The sequence below is a fragment of the Patescibacteria group bacterium genome, from assembly GCA_038065255.1.
Taxonomy (GTDB): domain Bacteria; phylum Patescibacteriota; class Patescibacteriia; order JACQRZ01; family JACQRZ01; genus JBBTRI01.
This window is the reverse complement of the sequence record JBBTRI010000003.1, coordinates 40465-60670: the sequence shown is the minus strand read 5'-3', so window position 1 is coordinate 60670 and position 20206 is coordinate 40465. Positions and strand designations below refer to the sequence as shown.

The window sequence follows — 20206 nt, the reverse complement described above, 5'->3', positions numbered from 1 at the left end:
TGGAGCGGGTAGAGGGAGTCGAACCCTCATCTGGTCCTTGGCAAGGACCCATAATAGCCGCTATACGATACCCGCAATATAAGTGATGAGTTTTAATAATGATACTGCTTGCCGTGCAGAATAGTCATCGCACGATAGAGCTGTTCTGCAAGCACTACTCTAGCAAGCTGATGAGGAAGCGTCAACTGGGATAAACTCAAACGCAGGGAAGCTTTTGCAAGAATAGCTGGAGAAAGCCCCAGGGGACCGCCGATAATAAACACTATCCTATCACCCATTTCACCAACCTGCTTAATGGCTTGTGCCAATCGCTCAGATGAGTATTGCGTACCTTCTCTGTCGAGCGCGACAACAAATGAATCGCGCGGAATCCTTTCCGCAATACGGCTCCCCTCAAGCCCAAGAACACGATTCTTCTCTGAAGGTTTTGCAAATGACTCTTCTTTTAATTCTATTATTTCCATACGCGAGAAAGGCCGCATGCGCTTGTTATATTCCTCGCATGCGGATTTCCATTGCTGCTCTTTGAGCTTTCCCACGACAATAAGCGTAATGCTATACATACTCTTTATCCTTTCTTTCCGAAATACTGCACAATAAGCCCTCCTGAAACAATAGCAAGCGCTGCGAGTGTTGCAAGTATATAATTGCCTTTTTTCTCTTGTTTTTCTGATTTTTCTGGCACTATGCCGAATAGCTCAGATTTGCGCTGTGCAGGAGTAATGCGTATATCTTCGGATGATCGTGGCAGGATTCTATATCCTGATGCTGTTTTATCGAGTATACCGGTAATATCTATGGTATCACCAACAATCGCTTCGGGTTTTTTTATCAGTGTTGTTTTGTATACATATGCTCGAAGTTCGTGCTCGGCACTCCCGATCCATACTGACGGCCACTGCATTCGCACAATACTGCCACCTACACGAGCAAGGGATCCCAAATTGCCATCCGTAATATCATTTATCTCAAGCTCTGATGCGAGTGCTTTCTCACCATGTCTTATAATGCTTATGTCCGCAGCATTCTTGAGTGTTATGAGGGTTTGTCCATTTGAGTGAGATACCTTCCCATTGCCTCGGATACGGTCACCTTCTTGCAATTTTTGGATGTTTTGAAACCCAAACCGTATGCGTACAAACGGATGGGCGCAATATGCAGTGTTCTTGCCCAATATTCCGGGAACAGCGGCAATAGTACATTCAATGCCCGGCTGTGTTTGTTTTTTTGTATCTGTTATTTTAGAAGGAACTTTTTTCTGCCCCGAAATATCATCTTCATTATCCCATTCATCATTCCGCTCATCATAGATACCATCAACATTATTTTCTACTCCCGGAGTTGCATGCTTTATCCAAAGCCAATCTCCTTTTGTCGTGCGCGCATAACTCATGCCCGATGGCGCGTCGTCAAAATCAATCGTATCAATTTCTTTCTCGGAAGGCGAGAGGAGGACAATACGGTCATACTCATTTGATTGGCTAAAGGGCAATTCTTTTTTCGAAACCACAAGCAGCGCCTGCGCATTAATCTTCGTACCCGGTACAAATACATAGCGCTTTGTGCTTTGTTCCGACAAGAGCATCCAACCGGAAATATCTGCCGATACCATGCCGATATTTTTGAGTTCAATGTATTCACTGCTATCAGAACCCTTGGGATTGGGCATAAGTTCATTCAAAACAATGGGGTAGACACCATCTTCTTGTATGAGCTGCTGTGGTTGCTCTTGTTTGAGAGCAGTAATGTTTTTTGATGCAGTAATTGATAAGCGTTTTTGTATCATTTCTTCATGCTCCTCATCTAGAGCTTTAGCTATAACCGTAACTAAGCCGCTCTGCAAAAAAACATGGGAAACATACAGGCCTTCTGCTTGTGTACCATCACCAAAATCCCATACAACGCGAAATGGATCATTATCAGGATCAAATGTATCGGTTGCATCAAAAACTGCTTTTTCTCCCTCAATAATATTTTTTGGCCACTCTATTGAGAGAGAGGGTGGTTGGTTTGGCGTGACAATAGCGTTTGTGGATCCCGGTGTCGCGCGAAGCGTCCACACATAACGTCCCTGCACATCGCGAGAATAGCTTAAGTTGTTTTTGGCATTGTCTGAATAACGCACCGAAAAATGCGCCTTCTGTGAACCCGGTTCATAGAGTTTTAGTGTTTCTCCTCCGATATTGTTTAATGCTATTCCAGAACTATCTCTGCCGATAACACCGTATTCTTTGGACTTAAGGATAATCTTACCTAATGTATTTTTGGAAAATATAAACTCTCGTTCATCTTCATCTACCAAACGCCAGCCAACTAGATTAATGTCTGTCGCACTATTGTTGTAAAGTTCAATAAATTCGTCTTTGGGGTCATGGGAAGATGGGTTTGGCAGAAGCTCTGAAATGATCACTGATAATTCTTGCCTTGATTGAACTTCCTTTGATGCCGGTTGTTCGGATTGAGTGTTTGGTTCTCGAGTAATTACATTTGCCGCTCCTCGAGTCGGTGTGGTTGTTATAATAAAATCATTGCTGTTCATGTGAGTATTGTACCCATCTGTTTTTCGCGCCAAGGAGTATGGGTTCACTGCGCGCAAAGCATTATCTCCCAGGATACCATCATCCCAACTTCCGTAGGAAACACTATCGATCACGTCTTTCTGCGAATCAAGAAGGGAGATTTTATCACCCAGATTTTTTTGCATTCCTCCCGATGTTTCTATGGCAAGATATTTTTGACTACCGCTTCCCTGGAGAATGCCTGCAAGTAAAATTGTTTTTCCTGAACCATTGGTAATACTCCATCCCGAAAGATCAATGGCCTGTGATGTCACGTTGTACAGTTCAATCCACTCTTTTTCTTCATCAGACGGATCAGAAACAAGCTCATTGATAACTACTGATCCCTTGCTTGGCTTTACTGAGGATTGCTGAGGTTGCGAGGGTTGTTGGCTTTGCAATGGTTGTGGCTGCTGTATATTTTCTTGTGCGAACGCCATTCCGATTGTGTTCCCTGTTGGATGCTCCTTCCAATTTGAAGCTGTATAGTTTGCTAATGTTGGATCAACTCGCTCTAAAGAGTGGTCAGATGCGCTGATGTAGGTAAATTGCTCAATGGTTGCACCGCTGGCGTTTTTTAATCCAATGATTTCTCCGCCTTCATTAAGCGTTGTCCATGAACTATCGATAAGTATGCCTTGGTACTGCGGGTAATCTGCCGCTGTGTTTACAGCACCATCCGCAATAACAGCATATACTTGCGGCTGTATGATAAGTCCTCCACGGAATGCCGCTAATCCATGATTTGTGTCGCCTTCAAAAAATTTCCAACCCGTCAGATCGACTGCGCTTGATCCTTTGTTATAGATTTCAATCCATTCGTGATCGGAAGATTCATACGCAGAAATTTCTGTAATCACAATATCCGAATCTGCTGCATAAAGTACATGGGGCATTAAAAAAGATGAAAGAAAAAAGAAGAAAAGAAAAAATTGTAAAACAATATTCATAAAAACGCATTAGGCACATAAAAGACAGTATATCACAAAAACACCTCCGCAGCGGGCGGAGGTGTTTTAATAAAACAACATTGCCTAAAACTATACCACTATTCCTGTTAGAATTTTTTGTTCGAGTGCGTCAAGAATGCCGCGCGCAGCGGTTAGATTTTTCTGCACTATCTTTTTGTCATTATCAGTAGGCAGTCCTTCAATACGTGCAATATGTTCCCTGCTGCGCTCAATAAACTTATTCGTTTGACTGATACTCGCATCAGTTTGAGTTTTTAACCATTCATTAAGTGCAGTATCAAATTTCGATACTGTAATGTTTTTTGCCGCAAAAGCCCCGGCGCCAATGCGCTCAAGAACGATTCCGCGAAGGTTATTGGGTTGAACAAGGAGATCTTCGCGACGTAATGCTTTTTGTGTTTTTGCTTCTACCGCCTCAGGTGTCCCACCATTTTCTGGCGGAGGTGGTGGTGGCAATAATTCTGGCATACTAGAAATACGTCGCAGTGATTCAAGCTTTACATCGCGAGGCTGTTTTGCCACAGGTTCATATGCAGTATATGCATCACGAATATATTGCCGCATTGTATCGCGCGTTTGCGCATCTGCATTGCGAAGCATTTCACCAAATCTTTCTGAAAAATCTTTGTACGTAAGTTTGGGGGGAATATTTTCCGCTCCTAAGCGCTCAAGAATAAGCCGAGCTAAGTCACTTGAATTAGCCGCATCACGGATTTCAGCTTGAGTCAATGGCGTAAAGCGTTCATTTCCTTCTGGACCAGAGGGCGCCGGTTCGGGACCGATTGGCTCTAGATATTGTGCACCTTCCTGAAGTGGCCCGATAGCTCTCTCGTATTGCTGTGTTGGAACAGGAGTAGGGGGTTCTTGTTCTCCTTCTCCAGCGCCTCCCTCACCCAAAGCACGCCTGCCGCCATAGATCCCTCGAGCACCCCCCTGTTCTTCGCTGTCAGTAGGAGGTGTTTCCGGTCGCTCGGCAATGCGCCGTTGCCCATAAATATCTCTTGCTTGTTCTGAAGGTGCTGTAGGCGCAGGCTCTGGGCCGATTGGATGTTCATACTGACGAGCATCTCGAGGTATTCGTTCTTCGTTCTCAGGGCGTGCCACAACACCATCCTCAATCCTCACATTCTCGCTCAACAATTCGCGGATGCGCGCGCGACTACCTTGAGCAAACGTACCGAATTCTCGAAATGTCTGCGCTGCCATACCAGCTGCCGCTACACCAAGCCCACCAAGTAGGTGTGAATATTCGGCTAAATTACCCGGAAAACCTGAGCCGACAAAAGCGCCTTCGCCAACTCCCGCCACAAGCCCATGCACTTCTCCAAAATTACCCATCAGGCTTTGTAGAGGGCTCATGACGGTATTGCCTGCCCAGCGAATACCATCAAATCGCGCTATCACAGAATGGGCTATACCATTCTTATCTAAGTCTTGAATGCCAAATGGAATACCCTGCAAGAGGCCTATGCCAAGTGTCGCGCCGGTACTTATGAATCCACGAACACGCTGATTACTTTTGCGAATATCTTCGTATTCACGATCGTTGCGTAAAATATCTTCTTCATTATCCTGCATGTCATGAACAAGTGTCATGGTGCGCTGCCGGAATTCTTCAGCATCAATCTCCCCCCGGTCAAAACGGTCGCGCAAATCCTGCCCAACCACCTCGAGGTTGCCGCGCATATTGCGCCCTGCTTCCATATCAAGGCGGCGTAAGCGTTCCTTGCCGCCAATCTGCGTTTGGATGCGCCCCGTATCAGGATCTCGCTCCCTTCTCATGCCTCCAAAATACTGAAACGCTTCGATCGCTCCGCTAATTGCCATTTTTTTACCCATCAATGCAAGCGCCGGGGAAAACGCAATACCGGGAGTTCCTGCCAGCATACCTGCACATGCCGCCATAGAAAGGCCTCCGACTACTTTTCCGGCAATTTTTACTGTTCGCCCCAAATCTGTTTCATGGAGCCATTGATTAAACCCTCGAAATGCACTCAACATTCCTCTGCCATAGCGGTTTTCCAGCACTTCCTGTTCCTTGGTGCGCATCTCTTGCAGCCCCCTCATTACGGCATCCATGTATTCCTTAGTTTCTGCAGCCTTCTGCGCATCTGAAAGTTCTGTGCTCGGCGGAGTAGCTGCGCGCGCTTCAAGTCTTCCCGGACGCTCCTGCGTAATACGACCTTCTTCTACACGATAACGCTCGGTAGCGGTTCGATCGACTTCGCGAGGTGCACGCACATCAGGCCGCGCTTGGGGTGGAGGCGGTGTTTCATATTCATTCGGTGCGCCTTTGATCGCGTTCCATATTCGTTCAAATGGATTTCTCCCTGCCATATATTTTTGAAATAGGGTTATTTAGAAGCCTTTACGCGGCCTTTGGCGCAAACATGGTAGCAAGCTGTACTTTGTAGAGCACTGTTTCTTCAGCGAGAAGCGTCATATAATCCGGCAGTTCCTTACCGGCAAGCATTTCATTCACTTTTTTCAAATCCTTCTTTTCGAGTCCTTTTTCAAGCTCTTTTTGCTCCTGAGGGTTAAAATTATCCAAAATGCGGGCAATGACACGATTGTAAATGGTATCCATGATGACCGTCATCATTTCTGCGCGGTCTTTGTCCGCTATATCCTTCAAACCGATGAGTTCAAAAATATCCCTATCGATAATTTCAGGTCCGAAGGGTAGCTGTGCCGGCAGTTGAAAGGTTGTTTGTTGCCCTTGAGTAGACTGTTGTTGGGCATTCTGTTGGGTTGCCATAATGATATCAAGATGAATAATGTTCGCTTGGTGTTGCGAATCTATACTAATTTTATCATATTTTTATTATTTTCACAAGGTTGTCGGATATTCGAGTTGTCTTTTGAATAAAAGATGGATACACTTGAAGTACTATGTTGTCCCCACGATTACAATTTTGTGGCGGCGCCGGAGGGGTAACCGGCGCATGCTACCTTCTCGAGCTTGGATCGGCAAGCGTTCTTGTAGACTGCGGCCTTTTTCAAGGAGGAAGGTTCGCGGAAGAAGAAAACCATAAGCCTTTTCCATTTGATCCTTCAAAAATTAATACGGTCTTTATCACTCATGCGCATGCGGACCATATCGGCAGACTGCCAAAGCTGTACAAAGAAGGTTTTAGAGGAACGATCATATCGACTCCGCCTACTCGGGACCTGGCGGAAGTCATGTCTCATGACGCGTATAAAGTCATGGGGCATGAATTGGAATACCAGCGTGGCGAACTGCTATACGGGAAAGAAGATGTCGAGGGAATGCTGAAGCTTTTTACACCGCATGAATACAATGCGCCTTTTTCCTTTGCACACGGGTGCACTGCCACACTGCGTGATTCAGCGCATGTTCTGGGTTCAGCAATGATTGAAATGGACTGCGACGGCACCAAAATCGTTTTTACCGGCGATCTTGGCAATTCCCCGTCACCACTTTTGAAAACCATTTATCCTATCGAGCATACCGACTACATGGTCATGGAATCTGTGTATGGTGACCGAATCCACGAACCGCATGAAGAACGGAAAAAAATCCTCGAACGAACAATTGAAGACGTGTATAGCCGAGGTGGAACCGTTATCATACCATCATTCGCCCTTGAACGAACCCAGGAAATCCTGTCTGAACTTGATGAACTGGTCGAACACAACCGAATTCCGCGCATACCCATTTTCCTCGACAGTCCGCTTGCGATTAATGCGACGAAAGTGTATGAAAAATACATGTCGTATTTCAACGAAACAGCGCGCCAAGAACTTTCCCATAACCACAATTTATTTGATTTTCCCGGCTTGAAGCTTACGGCTTCCCGTGAAGAATCACGCTCGATTAATAACGTTACAGGGCCCAAAATCATCATGGCAGGCAACCCTCATGGCGACGGCAGCCGCATTCTCTACCATTTCCAACGGTACCTTGATGATCCAAACTCTGCTATTGTATTCGTGGGATACGCGCGTGTCAGTAGTTTAGGCCGGCAGCTTGTGGATGGACAGCGAGAGGTCTCTATTATGGGTAAACGCATGCGGGTGCGCGCGCAGATTCGTAATATTGCCGGGTATTCAGCGCATGCCGATCAATCACAACTCAAAGAATTTGTCCGCCGGTTTCACAAGCCGATCAAAAATATTTTTGTTACCATGGGAGAGCCTGCGTCCTCGGAAAGCTTGCGCCGTGTGATTCGCGATGAACTGGGTATACAGGCAAGCGCACCTCTTCTTGGTGACACAGTTATTCTTAACGAAGAACAATAATTTTATTACGCTCATCATGCACGTCTATGCCCGATCAACAACTATCAAGTGAAGATATCATCAAACCGCTTGCACAAACGTATTTAAAATACAAAATTTGCGTATCCGGTTCGGCGGATACGACCTATTGCGGAGAAAAAGCCCTTGAATATGCTAAAGTCATCGGCACTGAAATTGTGAAACGCAACGGTGTACTTGTCACAGGCGCAACAACGGGCATACCCTACTGGGCAGCCATCGGCGCAAAAGAAGCGGGAGGTATTAGCATTGGCATCTCACCTGCCGGGTCTGAACTTGAGCATGTGAAAAAATATAAACTTCCCGTAGATTATTTCGATCTGATCATGTACACCGGGTTTGAGTATTCGGGACGCAATCTTCTTTTGGTACGTACCACGGATGCTGTGATTGAAATCTGCGGCCGCATCGGTACGCTTAATGAATTCACTATCGCATTCGAGGATCAGAAACCGATTGGCGTACTCGAAGGCTGCGGAGGCACATCGGAAATGATCCATGAAATCATCAAACAAGGACATCGCGGTTCAGGGAAAATCGTCTACGATACGGATCCGATCGCCCTTGTCGAGCGCCTCATTGAGCTTATCGACAAAGACAAAGTGGTTCCCATTTCAAAAGAAGACTATGCCCTGGCGAATAAAGCAGCGAAAAGAATAACGAAAAGGAAGGGGTAGGAGCTATAAGTATGAAAAAAATGTTGATTTACATCGGTGCGGACCATGCGGGATTTGAAAAAAAAGAAAAGCTTAAAGCCGCTTTGGAAAAGCTGCATTACAGCGTAGTTGACATGGGCGCAAAAGAAAAAAACGACTCGGATGATTATCCGATTATTGCAAAAAAAGTTGCATTGGCAATGAAAAAAAGCAAAGGCGCTCAAGGCATCCTTCTCTGTGGAAGCGGACAGGGAGTCTGCATTGCAGCAAATAGAATAAAAGGCATCCGTGCGGCAGTAGCGTGGAATCCGCAAAGCGCAGCCGCATCGCGCAACGACGATGATGCGAATATCCTTTGCTTGGGAGCGCGGTTTTTCACTTCTACACAATTACTCACTATAATACTTTGCTGGCTGAAGACTCCTTTTTCAAAACTCTCCCGCCACAAGCGCCGTATCCGCCTCATTGATACCTTTCCAGCGCGATAAAAGTAGAATCCTTGACAACAAACGCCTCCCTTGGCATTCCACCAAGAGAGGCGTTTATTTGCATTCAATTGTGGCAGTCCTCGGTTCGTTGCGCTATTGCTAGCACAACAGATCTCTAAACTGATACAAAGAGCGGTATGGTACTGAGGAGAGAGATTTGTGATACTACCCGGAGGCAGTATCAGTAATACCGTCCTACTCTTTGATTTAGATTCTTTCTTGTGGAAAGAGAAGACTGCCGCAGCTGCATGCAAAAGCTGCAACCTAACAATACTATCACGTTCAAGTTTCTGCTTCAATGTAACAATAAAACGACGAGAAATCTGTAGAGGGGTTCGAATAGCGCGATACAGAATATGCGTTATGCTTTTTGCATCGCTTTCGAGTCCGATGCGAATCGTGTTGGTTCCTCGCTCCTTATAAGGCCGTAGCCTCTATGGCGCGAAGAGATGCGATTCATCTCCCTCCTCTACATATTCCTCGCCGTTTTGACTGTGGCGAAGATTAACGAGACTGTTCAAGGTTTGTTAAGAGTTGCTCAGCTTGTGAAAGATCACCCTCAGATATGAGGTGTTCCGCTACATAGAGCTTGGTATGGGCATGCGTCTTAGTCCATGGCAGTAATGCCAGAAAACCTGCGCGTGCGCTGGCAAGATATGCATAGCTTACCGGGCCGCCAAGCGATACTTTCAACTCTTTGATGCGGTCAGTAATGGTTGCGGCTTCAGATGCGACGCCAGTTTCGGAAGCTTGTTCAACTGCTTCTGCGCTGCGAGATCGTAGTGACTCGCGTGCCTGTTCGATCTTATCTGTGCGTTCTGAACGCTCTGTTGCCTGAATGTTTTCTTGAGACCTGACAAACTCAGGGGTCTCAACGACATGTGCAAATACGCGCTTTTCAGCCCGTTTCCCCGGATCAAATGTGAGTTCAAATGCTTGTTCCATAACAATATCATTGAAGGATAAGGCCTCCTATTCCCATGTATAAGCATATGGTTATACTACGCTTATTGCTTGCAAGTATAGCACAAAAGAATGGTTTTGTCAAGTGGTAAGATGACGAAATCAACCTCATTGACAAAAACCCTCTTTTCTGCTAGGTTTCTATACGTAATGCCAGACATGAGTACCTTCACAACGCATATTTGTACATTATCGTTTTGCAAGCTCCGCCTTGAAGTAGACGGCGATACAATCCACATTCAATTCATTGAATTACCTGAAGAGCATTCAGGTGTGGCACTAACATCATTACTTACGCCTAGCGACGCAACCGATCTCGTTCACTTTGTTTTTCATCGCGAACGCTTGGGCGTGGATTTTGCATCACTCTTTTTTGAGTGGAAAGATACCATAGAATTGCGGCGTAAGTACTTCAATGTTGCCATCGTGCCGCAAACATGTCGAGCGAACTCTCCTACACTAGAGGGCCTACTGGGACATCTCCAAATTGTTTCGATGCGCTACCTCAAAATCATCGGATCGCATTGCAATTCGACCGATCGTGAGCTTCTTGCTTTTTTTGAGCTATTGGAAGAAGCAATCATTAAGCTCGCATGACCTCGCATGAGGTCTTTTTTTATTGCCGGTACGCTCCTTCCGCCCAACGTTCCTGTTTCTTACCTAGCGGCCCAGTAACACGCTTTGGAGCAACCGGAGGCGCAAGAAGAGAGTGAATCCTCGCTAAAATACCCTCAACGCGAGTCTCTAGAGTTTTAAGCTCTTCTTGTGAAATAACCTCGCTTGATCTCTCTGCCTGCAATTCAGGGTATATTTGGTTCAAAACGCTTTCTCCAAGTCCGGCAAGCTCCTGTTCAATTGCCTTGAGTTCAAATGTAGCCGCAACATCACCCCTTCTCGCTTCTTGGCGAGTTGTACCAAGTTGAACGCCAAGCTTTTCTTGTTTTCCGGATAATTCAGAAATCCATTGTTGCAATTTCTGCATCCGTTCCATTCGGAGTTGCGCAACCTGACGCAATTTCGCTTCTACCTCCCGAATAGTATCGCTGAAAAGCCTTAATGATTCATCTGAGTTATAAATATTAGCAATCTCTTGTATTGCCCGCTCCATGCGCGCCGCACGCCGCTTTGGGCCACCCTTAGCCCCTGCCGCCCGGTCAAGAGCATCCTCAACGCTTTCGTGGTCTTGTTCAATGCCCTTAGCAATGCGCTGTATAGGGTCCTTCAATGAACGAAGTGTCTTCACTTCAGCAACACCCATCCTATCAAGCTCGGGTCTGCATGTTTCCTCAATAGTAAGAAGCTCTGCGGGCTCTTTGAGTTCAATAGAAGGTTTCGGCATAGAGTATTAGTTACTTTGATTATTGAATAATTATAGCATAATTTTTTATCTTCTGCAAATCAGGGTATACTGAGATACACTATGCTTGTTCGCCATCCATTCCCTCCACACATACGAAAAAAAATCATTCCTGCAATTTTGGCGCATTCAAAAAAAGAATTTTTACATAAGCTTTTTTTAATTCAAAAATACTACCCGGCAAACAGGTTTCAGCTTGATGTTCTTGATGGAAAATTTATTCCCTATGAGGCATGGTGTTCTCTGTCTGAAATTAAAAAAATGAATCTGAAAGGCTTTGATGCACATCTGATGATTGCACATCCCCAACGATCGTTCAAAAAATGGAAAAACGCTGGCGCGGATAGAATCTTTTTTCACTATGAAGCCGTATCAAATCCACTACCGGTTCTGATGGAGTTAAAAAGACTTCGCATCAAAGCGGGGATTGCACTGAATCCGGAAACACCACCCGATATACTACCATTGCTTATACCCCTTCTTGATGCTATACTTCTCATGGGAGAACATCCCGGCTATGGCGGTCAACCATTCCGCAAAAGCATCTTAGGCAAGATTAAACACGTAAGAAAGCTAGCTCCAAAGATCCCTCTTATTATAGACGGCGGCGTCACCTCCCAAAGTGCCTCCCTTCTCTTGAAGGCAGGAGCAAACCAACTTGCATCGGGGCATACGGCACTCTCTCCATTTGAAAAACTATGAAAAAAATTTCAGTTATTATCCCTGCATTCAATGAAGAACGGTACATTCAAAAAACGCTTTCCGCGCTTCAACAACAAACATTTCCTCGCGAATTCGTAGAAATTATCGTAGTCAATAATGTGAGTACTGATCGAACGGAAGAATTTGCCCGCATGGGAGGGGCTGACATTGTCGTAGCTGAACCAACAAAAGGAACAAACCGCGCACGTCAAACAGGGCTCGAGCATGCAAGTGGAGATGTGATTGCATTTCTTGATGCGGATTGCATTCCTCCCCAATGGTGGCTCGAAAAAATCTACGAAAAACTACATCAGAACCGTGATTCATTCGTAGCACTCGCCGGCACGTACAAATTTGCCGAGGATATCACTGAGCCGCTCTATATCTATGAACAAATCTATACGTGGCTGGTGCTTCCAACGCTTAATTCCCTCATGGGCAAAGTATTTAAAAAAGGCGGGGTGATTATCGGCGGCAACTTTGCGGCATTCCGTGAGACATTTAATAAAATAAATGGTATCGATACGTCATTTACGTTTTTTGGCGATGATGCAAGTATTGCAAAAAATCTGGGAACGCTTGGTCTGGTAAACTTTGATCCAACGCTCTATGTCACCACATCCGCACGGCGTTTTGAACGCGAAGGGCTTGTCAAAACAAATTGGGAATACGCGAAAAACTATTTCAAAGTCATGTTGAGTTGATGTGCTCATCCACGATTCAAAAGTAAAACGCCTTGAGAAGATTGCGAATACGATCCGGCAGGATATTATTTTAATGCTTCTTGAAGCAGGATCGGGACACTCTGCAGGACCTTTAGGGATGGCGGACGTATTCACTGCGCTCTATTTTCATATCCTTCATCATAGACCAAAACAACCTGATTGGCCCAAGCGCGATCGACTTGTGCTTTCATGCGGACACATTTGTCCCGTACGTTATGCTGCAATGGCGCGTGCTGGCTATTTTTCCATCAAAACACTACAAACACTGCGTAAACTTGGTTCTCCCCTCCAAGGACATCCTGAACTCACCAAACTTCCCGGTGTCGAAAGCACCAGTGGCCCCCTGGGACAGGGGACGTCACTTGCTGTTGGCATGGCACTTGCAGCACGCATGGACAAAAAGGCGTATAGAGTGTACGGGATATTTTCCGACGGGGAACATGATGAAGGCCAAACATGGGAAGCAGTGTTGTTTGCCGGCAAAAACAAATTATCCAATTTCACTGCTATTGTCGACAGAAATAACATTCAAATAGATGGCGTAACAGAAGATATTATGCCGCTTGAACCACTGGCAGACAAATACAAAGCATTCAATTGGCATGTACTTGAAATTGATGGCAATAATATTCGAGAAATAGTTGATGCATGTGAACAAGCAAAGCGCATTACAGAAAAACCGACAGTCATCATCGCGCATACCATTCCCGGACGCGGTGTTGATTTTATGGAAAAGGATTACCGCTGGCATGGCATACCGCCAAACAAAGAACAGGCGACGGTCGCCCTCAAAGAACTGCGGTCATTGCGCGGAAGGATTATCAGTGAACATGAGTAATATATATGGTCAACAAGGCTCTATTATTAAATACCAATCTTTTCTCTAAAGATGTCGAACAGATTCCAACGCGCAATGGCTATGGGGATACTCTTCTTGAGCTTGGGAAAACAAATCCTAATGTGGTAGTGCTCACAGGCGATCTGGCAGAATCAACGCGTGTGCTGGAGTTTGCAAAACGCTATCCAGAACGTTTTGTTGAATGTGGTGTTGCAGAACAAAATATGACAGGTATTGCGGCTGGATTGGCTTTATCAGGGAAAATCCCCTTTATCTCAAGCTATGCGGTCTTTTCGCCTGGTAGAAGCTGGGATCAGGTGCGCGTGAGCGTTGCAATCAATAGAGCAAATGTTAAAATCGCCGGAGCTCACTCGGGCATTTCGGTGGGTCCGGATGGCGCAACTCACCAAGCATTAGAAGACATCGCCATTATGCGCGTCCTACCAAATATGATTGTTATTGTTCCGTGCGATTATGAAGAAACTCGAAAAGCAACGCTTGCGGCGGCGGCATTTCAAGGGCCTGTCTATTTCCGATTTGCGCGAGAAAAAACTCCTGTTATCACAACAACAAAAACTCCTTTTACAATCGGAAAAGCGGAACTATTTCGCAAAGGAAGGGATGTGAGTATTATTGCCTGCGGACCGCTGGTGTATCAATCACTTGTGGCTGCTCAAGAATTATCTCTGCAAGGTATCGATTGCGAAGTCATCAATAACCACACCATTAAACCGCTTGATGAAAAGACGCTAATGGCTTCCGTGCGCAAAACACAATGTGCCGTCACCGTCGAAGAACATCAAACGGTTGCCGGCGCAGGAAGTGCCGCGTGTGAGCTATTCTCTCAAAAGTATCCTATTCCTATAGAAATGATTGGCATGCCAAACACATTTGGCGAATCAGGACAGCCACATGAACTGCTTGAGAAATATGGGATGTCGGTCAAAGCAATCAAAGCGGCAGTAAGGAAGGTGCTAAGACGAGAGAAAATGGTATAAAATAAAAAGATAATGGTTGACGTAAATGTCACTATTTTCATTTCGTCTACCATATGCTATTATTGTTAGATGAGGAAAAGGAAATGGACAAAAGAACAGCTTTATGATGCAGTTATTCGATCTCGTAGCTATCGTCAAGTACTAACAGCGCTTGAATTGAGAGAGGCAGGAGGTAACTATTCTCAAGTTAAAAAATATATAAGTGAATACGGTATTAATATTAAGCATTTTACTGGGAAGTTATGGAGCAAAGGCCTTCATGGAATAAATAGACCTCAAATACCACTTGAACAAATTTTAGTAAAAGGTAGTCTATATCAGAGCTTTAAACTAAAAAAACGCCTCTTTAAAGAGGGTCTTAAAGTGCCTAAATGCGAAGAATGTGGCTGGGCTAATATTTCTAAAGATGGGAGGGTTCCTCTAGAATTAGACCACATCAATGGAAATAGAATTGATAACAGGTTCGAGAATTTAAGGATTTTGTGTCCAAATTGCCACAGTCTTAAGCCAACTCACAGAGGAAGAAATTGTAAAAAATACACGTCAAATTAATAGATGAGCTCGGGTGGAGAAATTGGTAAACTCACAACACTTAAAATGTTGCGCCGCAAGGCTTGCGGGTTCGAGTCCCGCCCCGAGCACCACAAACGAACTTTTTTTCAAAATCGTAATCACTAGCGTTCCCCGCGCGCTATCGTTCGATTTAAGGATTCTGGTCGCGGGTCGTGATGTTTGGGTTTACTTTTCCAAGCATTATCGCGCTTTTGATTTACATTTGGCTCGCGCCAAAAATCAGCGAAAAAATGCCCTATGATTATATGGTTCCACAAGACAGATACGCGGCTGGACCGTAAGTGTGCGGCATACAGCCCTGAAATGCGCCCCAAATATATTCGGACAACGTTTTAAATGTAACCAATTAGCTAAGGCAGACCGGAAGGTACTGATTGTCTAAAAAATGGGTACTTGATATCTCCTCTTCTTTATTCATTGAGATTAGTATATCCTGTCTCGTCTTTTTTATCGAGCTTTGAAGAAAGAAGAACAAACGTCTTTGATCGCTGATCATATTCAAACACCTCCTCAATATACGCATGTTCGCATGCCATACATTCATCGCCGTACTGCTCCCCGCGTACAATAATCTCGGGGATATGATTTCCGTTCTGATCGGAAAAAATAACATCTGCCCGAAGATAGTTGCGCTCGAATGCGTAAAGTAAGTGAAGCGCGTCTCTATCATATTGAAATATATATGCCTGAATATCTTGCCTTCCTCCGGTCGCGTACACAATAATCTCCGGAATTGTGTCGCCGGTCAGATCAACTGCGTGCGGAGTGCCGCCGATATAGGGTCGATCAATTTTTTGCTCACTATACTTCAACATCGATCCGCCTTGATCAACGATCATGATTCTAAGATATGCGTGGTTTAAGGGATCGTCAAGCATAACGATCAATTCATTAACCCGATCGTTATCAAAATCTCCGAGAATGGAGGTAGCGGGGGTTACGATATCAAATTGACTCATCGCTGACAAAAAATTCTTCATATTCTTCGATGCTGAAATAATATCCGTGAGATAAGAAGGAAAAATAAGATCCCAAAAGCATTCTTGTTCGTATTTTTTGCAGAGGGTGTACGGTTCCTGAAAAAAATCGCTGTAATAATAATGATCTTGCCGCTCGTAACTTACGAGCATGTCTTTTATCATGCCGTTGACGATATTCTCAATATCGACAGAACGCATATCGTTTGATTCCTGCAGATTGCCGACCTCCTTTCGTAGCGCAGCATCGCCGGGCTGTCGTAAAACAGCGCCAGCGCTGAACGCCGCAATGGCTACCAGGGGAAGGAACAACGTAAGAAATAAAAAAAGCTGAATCGGATGTTTCGTACTCTGCCGGTCAACACTTCGCTGATATGTGTCGTATACCTTTTCACTGTACGCTGGGTCTCCGCCGCCGTTGTAACGCGCTATTGCCTCTTTCCATGGTCTCCAAAAACGTGTCTTTTCATGGGTAATGCCTTGAGCAATATGATAGAGCCATCGGATACCCCACCGGATACTTTCTGCTGGCGAAGCGCCGTTTGCCTTTCCTCCATAGTTGACAACTGCGAACTTTCCCTTCTTCCACTCTTTCTCTTGCGCTAAAATACCTTTTTTACTGAGCCACCCGTCATTATTTAATGTGTGAATTGCCGGATTTCTTGGGTCGGCGACTTGCATCACGTCGGGATATGATGGATAGTCCGCTGCTTCGTAATACCCCATCTTGCTTTCTACATAGACCATCGCTTTCACAAGGTTTGGATGGAGGAATTCGGGAGGGGGATACGCATCGTTGAATTCCTTGTTCCATGTATTGACCGCATCAAGAATGTCGCTATCGAAACGATTATAATCGTGCGTGCCGTCTGGTCCGCGATAGGTATATCTTTGGACATCTTTTTTGCTGTAAATAATCATTTGTTTTTTTATACCAATCCGCAAAGCGGTGATCTTCGGTGCGCCGTCAGCATGAATATCAATGCGCGATACGAGCGCATGATCAGAAAACTCCTTTTGAAAAATCTTTTCGGCACCTTTCAGTATCTTTCCGCACCAATACCAATCCTTGTGCGCCGTGCGATCCGTGTTTTTTTCTAGAGTACCGTCAATCACAAGTTTTAGATCGTCATCATCATCATTTGCTTTTTCGGCTCTGGCAGCTATTGAAAGTGATGAAAATGCCGCTGTCGTATGCCCAAGAAAAAGAAGCCAGGGTGTACGATCTCGCTTCTCTGCCTTCAATGTTGTAAGTTCAAAAAACTGCTGATCAAGGGAAAAGATGGTAATATGATCAAGTAGCGGCTTGCTATGGGTAGTAAAAGATAATGAATGCGCGATCGCTTCAAAGTACATGACGACATATACAGTAAGCGTATTTCCCTTCAGCACGTTGCCGTTCCAAAGATCGTCAGCTCGCAATTTTTTCTTTTGTGGGGCTACTTCTTGATCATCAATACGGATAGTCAGACTGTCTTTTTTAAAAAACTTGCGCAGATCAAACGTATTCTGCCACCAACTCTTTGCGGATGCCGTTATTTCAATCACATAAAGACCCTCATGATCAACGGTGAAATGTTCCTCCATTGATGGAGTGACGATATCGTTTATTTTTTTTTGATAAATCGCTCTCATAATCATCGCTCTTTTTCAAAAAAGAAATGCCACTGTTTAAAAAAGTTCAGCGGGGAATAGGTGAATATCAATACCTCTATTTTATATTAAAATTTGAAGTTTTCAATACCAAATTAAAGTTGTCAAGAATACTAGGAATGACCGCAAAAAAGTGGTATACTTACAAAAGCTAGTTATTAGCAACCACTCTTCTATGACCAATACGACCAAAGATACGCTTTCTCTTACTCTGCAGATGGTTCTCTTTATCCTCCTTGTTCCCGTGCTCTATGCTACGGGGCTTAATTTTGATCGAGCCTTCGGTTGGGACATGGACACACCACTCCTCTTCCGAATATTGACGGTAGTGATTATTATCAGTGGCGCGGTGCTCTTTATGTGGACACTCCGAAGTCTTTTCATGGCAGGGCATCATATTCCCTCTTCGGATAATCCTGCACCGAAACTGGTTGTCACAGGACCCTTTCACTTTGTGCGCAACCCTCATGCGCTTGCCATTGGTATATGGCTTTTTGGATTTTCACTTTTTTTCAGCTCTGTTGGTTTCATGCTTACAACCTTTGTACTATTTGCTCTCATTCTGTATGTCATGAAGTTTGGTGAAGAAAAAGAACTTGAAGAACGTTTTGGCAAAGAATATTCCGAATACAAACAAAAAACACCGTTTATTATCCCACGCATTTCACAAAAATAAAACCACATACCAGCGCCATATAAAAGAATGCCTTGTTAAAAGGGCATTCTTTTATATACGCATTTTTTTAATCTGCAACGGAGAAAACCTCTTCAATAGAAGTAGTACCTGCCAACACTCTTAGCAATCCATCTTGGACCATCGTGATCATTCCATTTGCAACCGCTACCTCTTGAAGTTTATATTCTGAGACTGAACCCGAAAGAATAATTTCTTCGATTTCTTTTGTCATCGGCAATACTTCGTAAATACCTAAGCGCCCCTTATACCCAATGCCATGGCAGTCATTACAGCCCTTGGACGCATAAAACTTAGCGTTCGAAAGATCCGCTACAATACCGCTTGTTGGCGAAATGGCGCCAAGTAGCTGCTTAATTCGATCAAGCGTTTCGGTGTCCGGTTGTTGTTCAATTTTGCATGCCTGGCAGAGCTTTCTGATAAGGCGTTGCCCGATCATTGCATTCAGGGCGGGAGCAAGAAGAAAACCTTTCGCTCCCATGGCTATAAACCGTGGTATAGCGCCGGCAGCGCTATTAGTATGAATGGTTGAAAGCACCATGTGTCCCGTAAGCGCGGCATTAATGGCTATTTCTGCAGTTTCCAAATCACGAATTTCGCCAACCATGACAATGTCGGGGTCTTGGCGCAAAATAGCCCGCAAGCCGCCAGCAAATGTGTATCCCTTCTCCGTATCAATTTGGCTTTGACTGATGCCGCCAAGCTTGTATTCAACGGGGTCTTCAAGAGTAATAATTTTCAATTCCGGCGAATTAAGATAGTTCAAAATAGCATACAGCGTTGTTGTTTTGCCGGAACCTGTGGGGCCGGTCGTAATAACCATACCGTTCGGCTTATCGATTTCTTTTTTGAGCTGCTTATGCGCATATTCGGATAGGCCAAGCTGTTCAAAACCAAGGCCTGCGGAAGATGATCGAAGTAAGCGCATGACAACACTTTCGCCATAACTCGTAGGAAGCGTTGAAACACGAACATCAACCTTGTCATCCTTCAAAAAAATGGTAAATCGCCCATCTTGAGGCCTATCACTAACATTAATCTTTAAGCCTGAAAGCAGCTTCACTCGCGCAATAAGCTTGGCCCATACACCATGGGGAAGAAGTGCGATATCGTGCAGAATACCATCAATGCGCAATCGCGCTTTGACGTCTTTTTCTTCTGCTTCAATATGGATGTCTGATGATTTGGTATGAAATGCTACAGCTACAACAATTGTTATAATTTCCGACATGCTTGCTTTTGCAAGAAGATCGTTAAGCTTGCGAATATCCGAATATTCATCTCCGGCGTATTTACTGAGGTCTTCCTGGGTAATCTGCACACCGGCAACATGGGGTTTGATTTTAGGAATCTGCGCATAGAGCTTCATAACAGAATCAAAACTTGCCTGCGACATAAGAAAAAGTTCGACCTTACGATGCTGCACTTCGCTGAATGTCTGAATAAACTCCTTAAGGCCTTCTGCGGCAGGGTCGATTGTTGCAAGTTTTACACCATCTGCAGATTCCAAAAAACATACCAGAAAAAACTTTTTTGCGTCTTCTTCTGAGATTAATTCCATGCTGCTTGGCGGCACGGGCTTGCCATATAAATTAATATATGGCACGCCAAGTGCGAATGCCTGCATCTGTACTTGGCGTTCTTTCTCCTTGAGCGCTATTTCTCCCATTTTCTGCGTGAAAGACTCACCAGATTTTTTTGATGTAATCGTAAGATCGTTCTTGTGTGAATCGTCTGTCATACTGAACAAAAACCACCCCGGTAAAGGAGTG

18 protein-coding genes and 2 tRNA genes are annotated in these 20206 nt (G+C 44.7%); 11 read left to right on the top strand and 9 right to left on the bottom strand.

Annotation, left to right across the window (positions count from 1 at the left end; translation table 11 throughout):
• The 5 genes from AAB400_01245 to AAB400_01225 form a co-directional block, all read right to left on the bottom strand.
• A tRNA-Gly gene (locus tag AAB400_01245) sits at nt 1-75 on the bottom strand.
• Nucleotides 76-92: 17 nt separating this feature from the next.
• The gene (rlmH, locus tag AAB400_01240) at nt 93-563 is read right to left on the bottom strand and encodes a 23S rRNA (pseudouridine(1915)-N(3))-methyltransferase RlmH (GenBank protein ID MEK7648520.1); all 471 of its coding nucleotides are present in this window, start codon (nt 561-563) and stop codon (nt 93-95) included.
• 5 nt (nt 564-568) lie between these two features.
• Nucleotides 569-3508, bottom strand: coding sequence for a lamin tail domain-containing protein (locus AAB400_01235; protein MEK7648519.1), 2940 nt, complete (start codon nt 3506-3508; stop codon nt 569-571).
• 90 nt (nt 3509-3598) lie between these two features.
• Nucleotides 3599-5866 (bottom strand): hypothetical protein, encoded by a 2268-nt coding sequence (locus AAB400_01230; protein MEK7648518.1) that lies wholly within the window; start codon nt 5864-5866, stop codon nt 3599-3601.
• A 31-nt stretch (nt 5867-5897) separates the two neighbouring features.
• Nucleotides 5898-6287: a hypothetical protein gene (locus AAB400_01225; protein MEK7648517.1), complete on the bottom strand. Its 390-nt coding sequence runs from the start codon at nt 6285-6287 to the stop codon at nt 5898-5900.
• 134 nt (nt 6288-6421) lie between these two features.
• On the opposite strand from AAB400_01225, the gene AAB400_01220 reads away from it, so the two are divergent.
• Genes AAB400_01220 through AAB400_01210 form a run of 3 tightly spaced genes read left to right on the top strand, consistent with a single transcriptional unit; the run spans nt 6422 to nt 8954 of the window.
• Nucleotides 6422-7792: an MBL fold metallo-hydrolase gene (locus AAB400_01220; protein ID MEK7648516.1), complete on the top strand. Its 1371-nt coding sequence runs from the start codon at nt 6422-6424 to the stop codon at nt 7790-7792.
• Between the two features lie 26 nt (nt 7793-7818).
• Complete coding sequence (locus AAB400_01215; protein ID MEK7648515.1) at nt 7819-8487, top strand: hypothetical protein; 669 nt, start codon at nt 7819-7821, stop codon at nt 8485-8487.
• Nucleotides 8488-8498: 11 nt separating this feature from the next.
• Nucleotides 8499-8954 (top strand): RpiB/LacA/LacB family sugar-phosphate isomerase, encoded by a 456-nt coding sequence (locus tag AAB400_01210; protein ID MEK7648514.1) that lies wholly within the window; start codon nt 8499-8501, stop codon nt 8952-8954.
• 504 nt (nt 8955-9458) lie between these two features.
• Here the strand turns inward: AAB400_01210 and AAB400_01205 are convergent.
• Nucleotides 9459-9899 (bottom strand): hypothetical protein, encoded by a 441-nt coding sequence (locus AAB400_01205; GenBank protein ID MEK7648513.1) that lies wholly within the window; start codon nt 9897-9899, stop codon nt 9459-9461.
• Nucleotides 9900-10076: 177 nt separating this feature from the next.
• On the opposite strand from AAB400_01205, the gene AAB400_01200 reads away from it, so the two are divergent.
• Nucleotides 10077-10514, top strand: a complete 438-nt coding sequence (locus tag AAB400_01200; protein ID MEK7648512.1) for a hypothetical protein — start codon at nt 10077-10079, stop codon at nt 10512-10514.
• 19 nt (nt 10515-10533) lie between these two features.
• Here the strand turns inward: AAB400_01200 and AAB400_01195 are convergent, their stop codons facing one another.
• Complete coding sequence (locus tag AAB400_01195) at nt 10534-11256, bottom strand: hypothetical protein (protein ID MEK7648511.1); 723 nt, start codon at nt 11254-11256, stop codon at nt 10534-10536.
• 81 nt (nt 11257-11337) lie between these two features.
• On the opposite strand from AAB400_01195, the gene AAB400_01190 reads away from it, so the two are divergent.
• The 6 genes from AAB400_01190 to AAB400_01165 all read left to right on the top strand — a co-directional run bounded on the left by AAB400_01190 (nt 11338) and on the right by AAB400_01165 (nt 15181).
• Nucleotides 11338-11976: a hypothetical protein gene (locus AAB400_01190; protein MEK7648510.1), complete on the top strand. Its 639-nt coding sequence runs from the start codon at nt 11338-11340 to the stop codon at nt 11974-11976.
• Entirely contained in the window at nt 11973-12680 is a 708-nt protein-coding gene (locus AAB400_01185; protein MEK7648509.1) for a glycosyltransferase, read from the top strand. The genes AAB400_01190 and AAB400_01185 overlap by 4 nt, the downstream gene beginning before the upstream one ends.
• A gap of 73 nt (nt 12681-12753) precedes the next feature.
• Entirely contained in the window at nt 12754-13539 is a 786-nt protein-coding gene (locus AAB400_01180; GenBank protein ID MEK7648508.1) for a transketolase, read from the top strand.
• 5 nt (nt 13540-13544) lie between these two features.
• A complete protein-coding gene (locus tag AAB400_01175; protein MEK7648507.1) occupies nt 13545-14537 on the top strand; it encodes a transketolase C-terminal domain-containing protein in 993 nt (330 codons plus the stop codon).
• Nucleotides 14538-14606: 69 nt separating this feature from the next.
• The gene (locus AAB400_01170) at nt 14607-15089 is read left to right on the top strand and encodes an HNH endonuclease signature motif containing protein (protein ID MEK7648506.1); all 483 of its coding nucleotides are present in this window, start codon (nt 14607-14609) and stop codon (nt 15087-15089) included.
• Between the two features lie 7 nt (nt 15090-15096).
• Nucleotides 15097-15181, top strand: a tRNA-Leu gene (locus AAB400_01165).
• Nucleotides 15182-15520: 339 nt separating this feature from the next.
• Here the strand turns inward: AAB400_01165 and AAB400_01160 are convergent.
• Nucleotides 15521-17722 (bottom strand): hypothetical protein, encoded by a 2202-nt coding sequence (locus AAB400_01160; GenBank protein ID MEK7648505.1) that lies wholly within the window; start codon nt 17720-17722, stop codon nt 15521-15523.
• A 193-nt stretch (nt 17723-17915) separates the two neighbouring features.
• Here AAB400_01160 and AAB400_01155 point away from each other — a divergent pair, with 193 nt between their 5' ends.
• Nucleotides 17916-18416: an isoprenylcysteine carboxylmethyltransferase family protein gene (locus AAB400_01155; GenBank protein MEK7648504.1), complete on the top strand. Its 501-nt coding sequence runs from the start codon at nt 17916-17918 to the stop codon at nt 18414-18416.
• A 67-nt stretch (nt 18417-18483) separates the two neighbouring features.
• On the opposite strand, the gene AAB400_01150 is transcribed toward AAB400_01155, so the two are convergent.
• Nucleotides 18484-20175 carry a GspE/PulE family protein gene (locus tag AAB400_01150; GenBank protein ID MEK7648503.1) on the bottom strand — a complete coding sequence of 564 codons (1692 nt, stop codon included), beginning with the start codon at nt 20173-20175 and terminating at the stop codon, nt 18484-18486.
• Between the last annotated feature and the right edge of the window lie 31 nt (nt 20176-20206).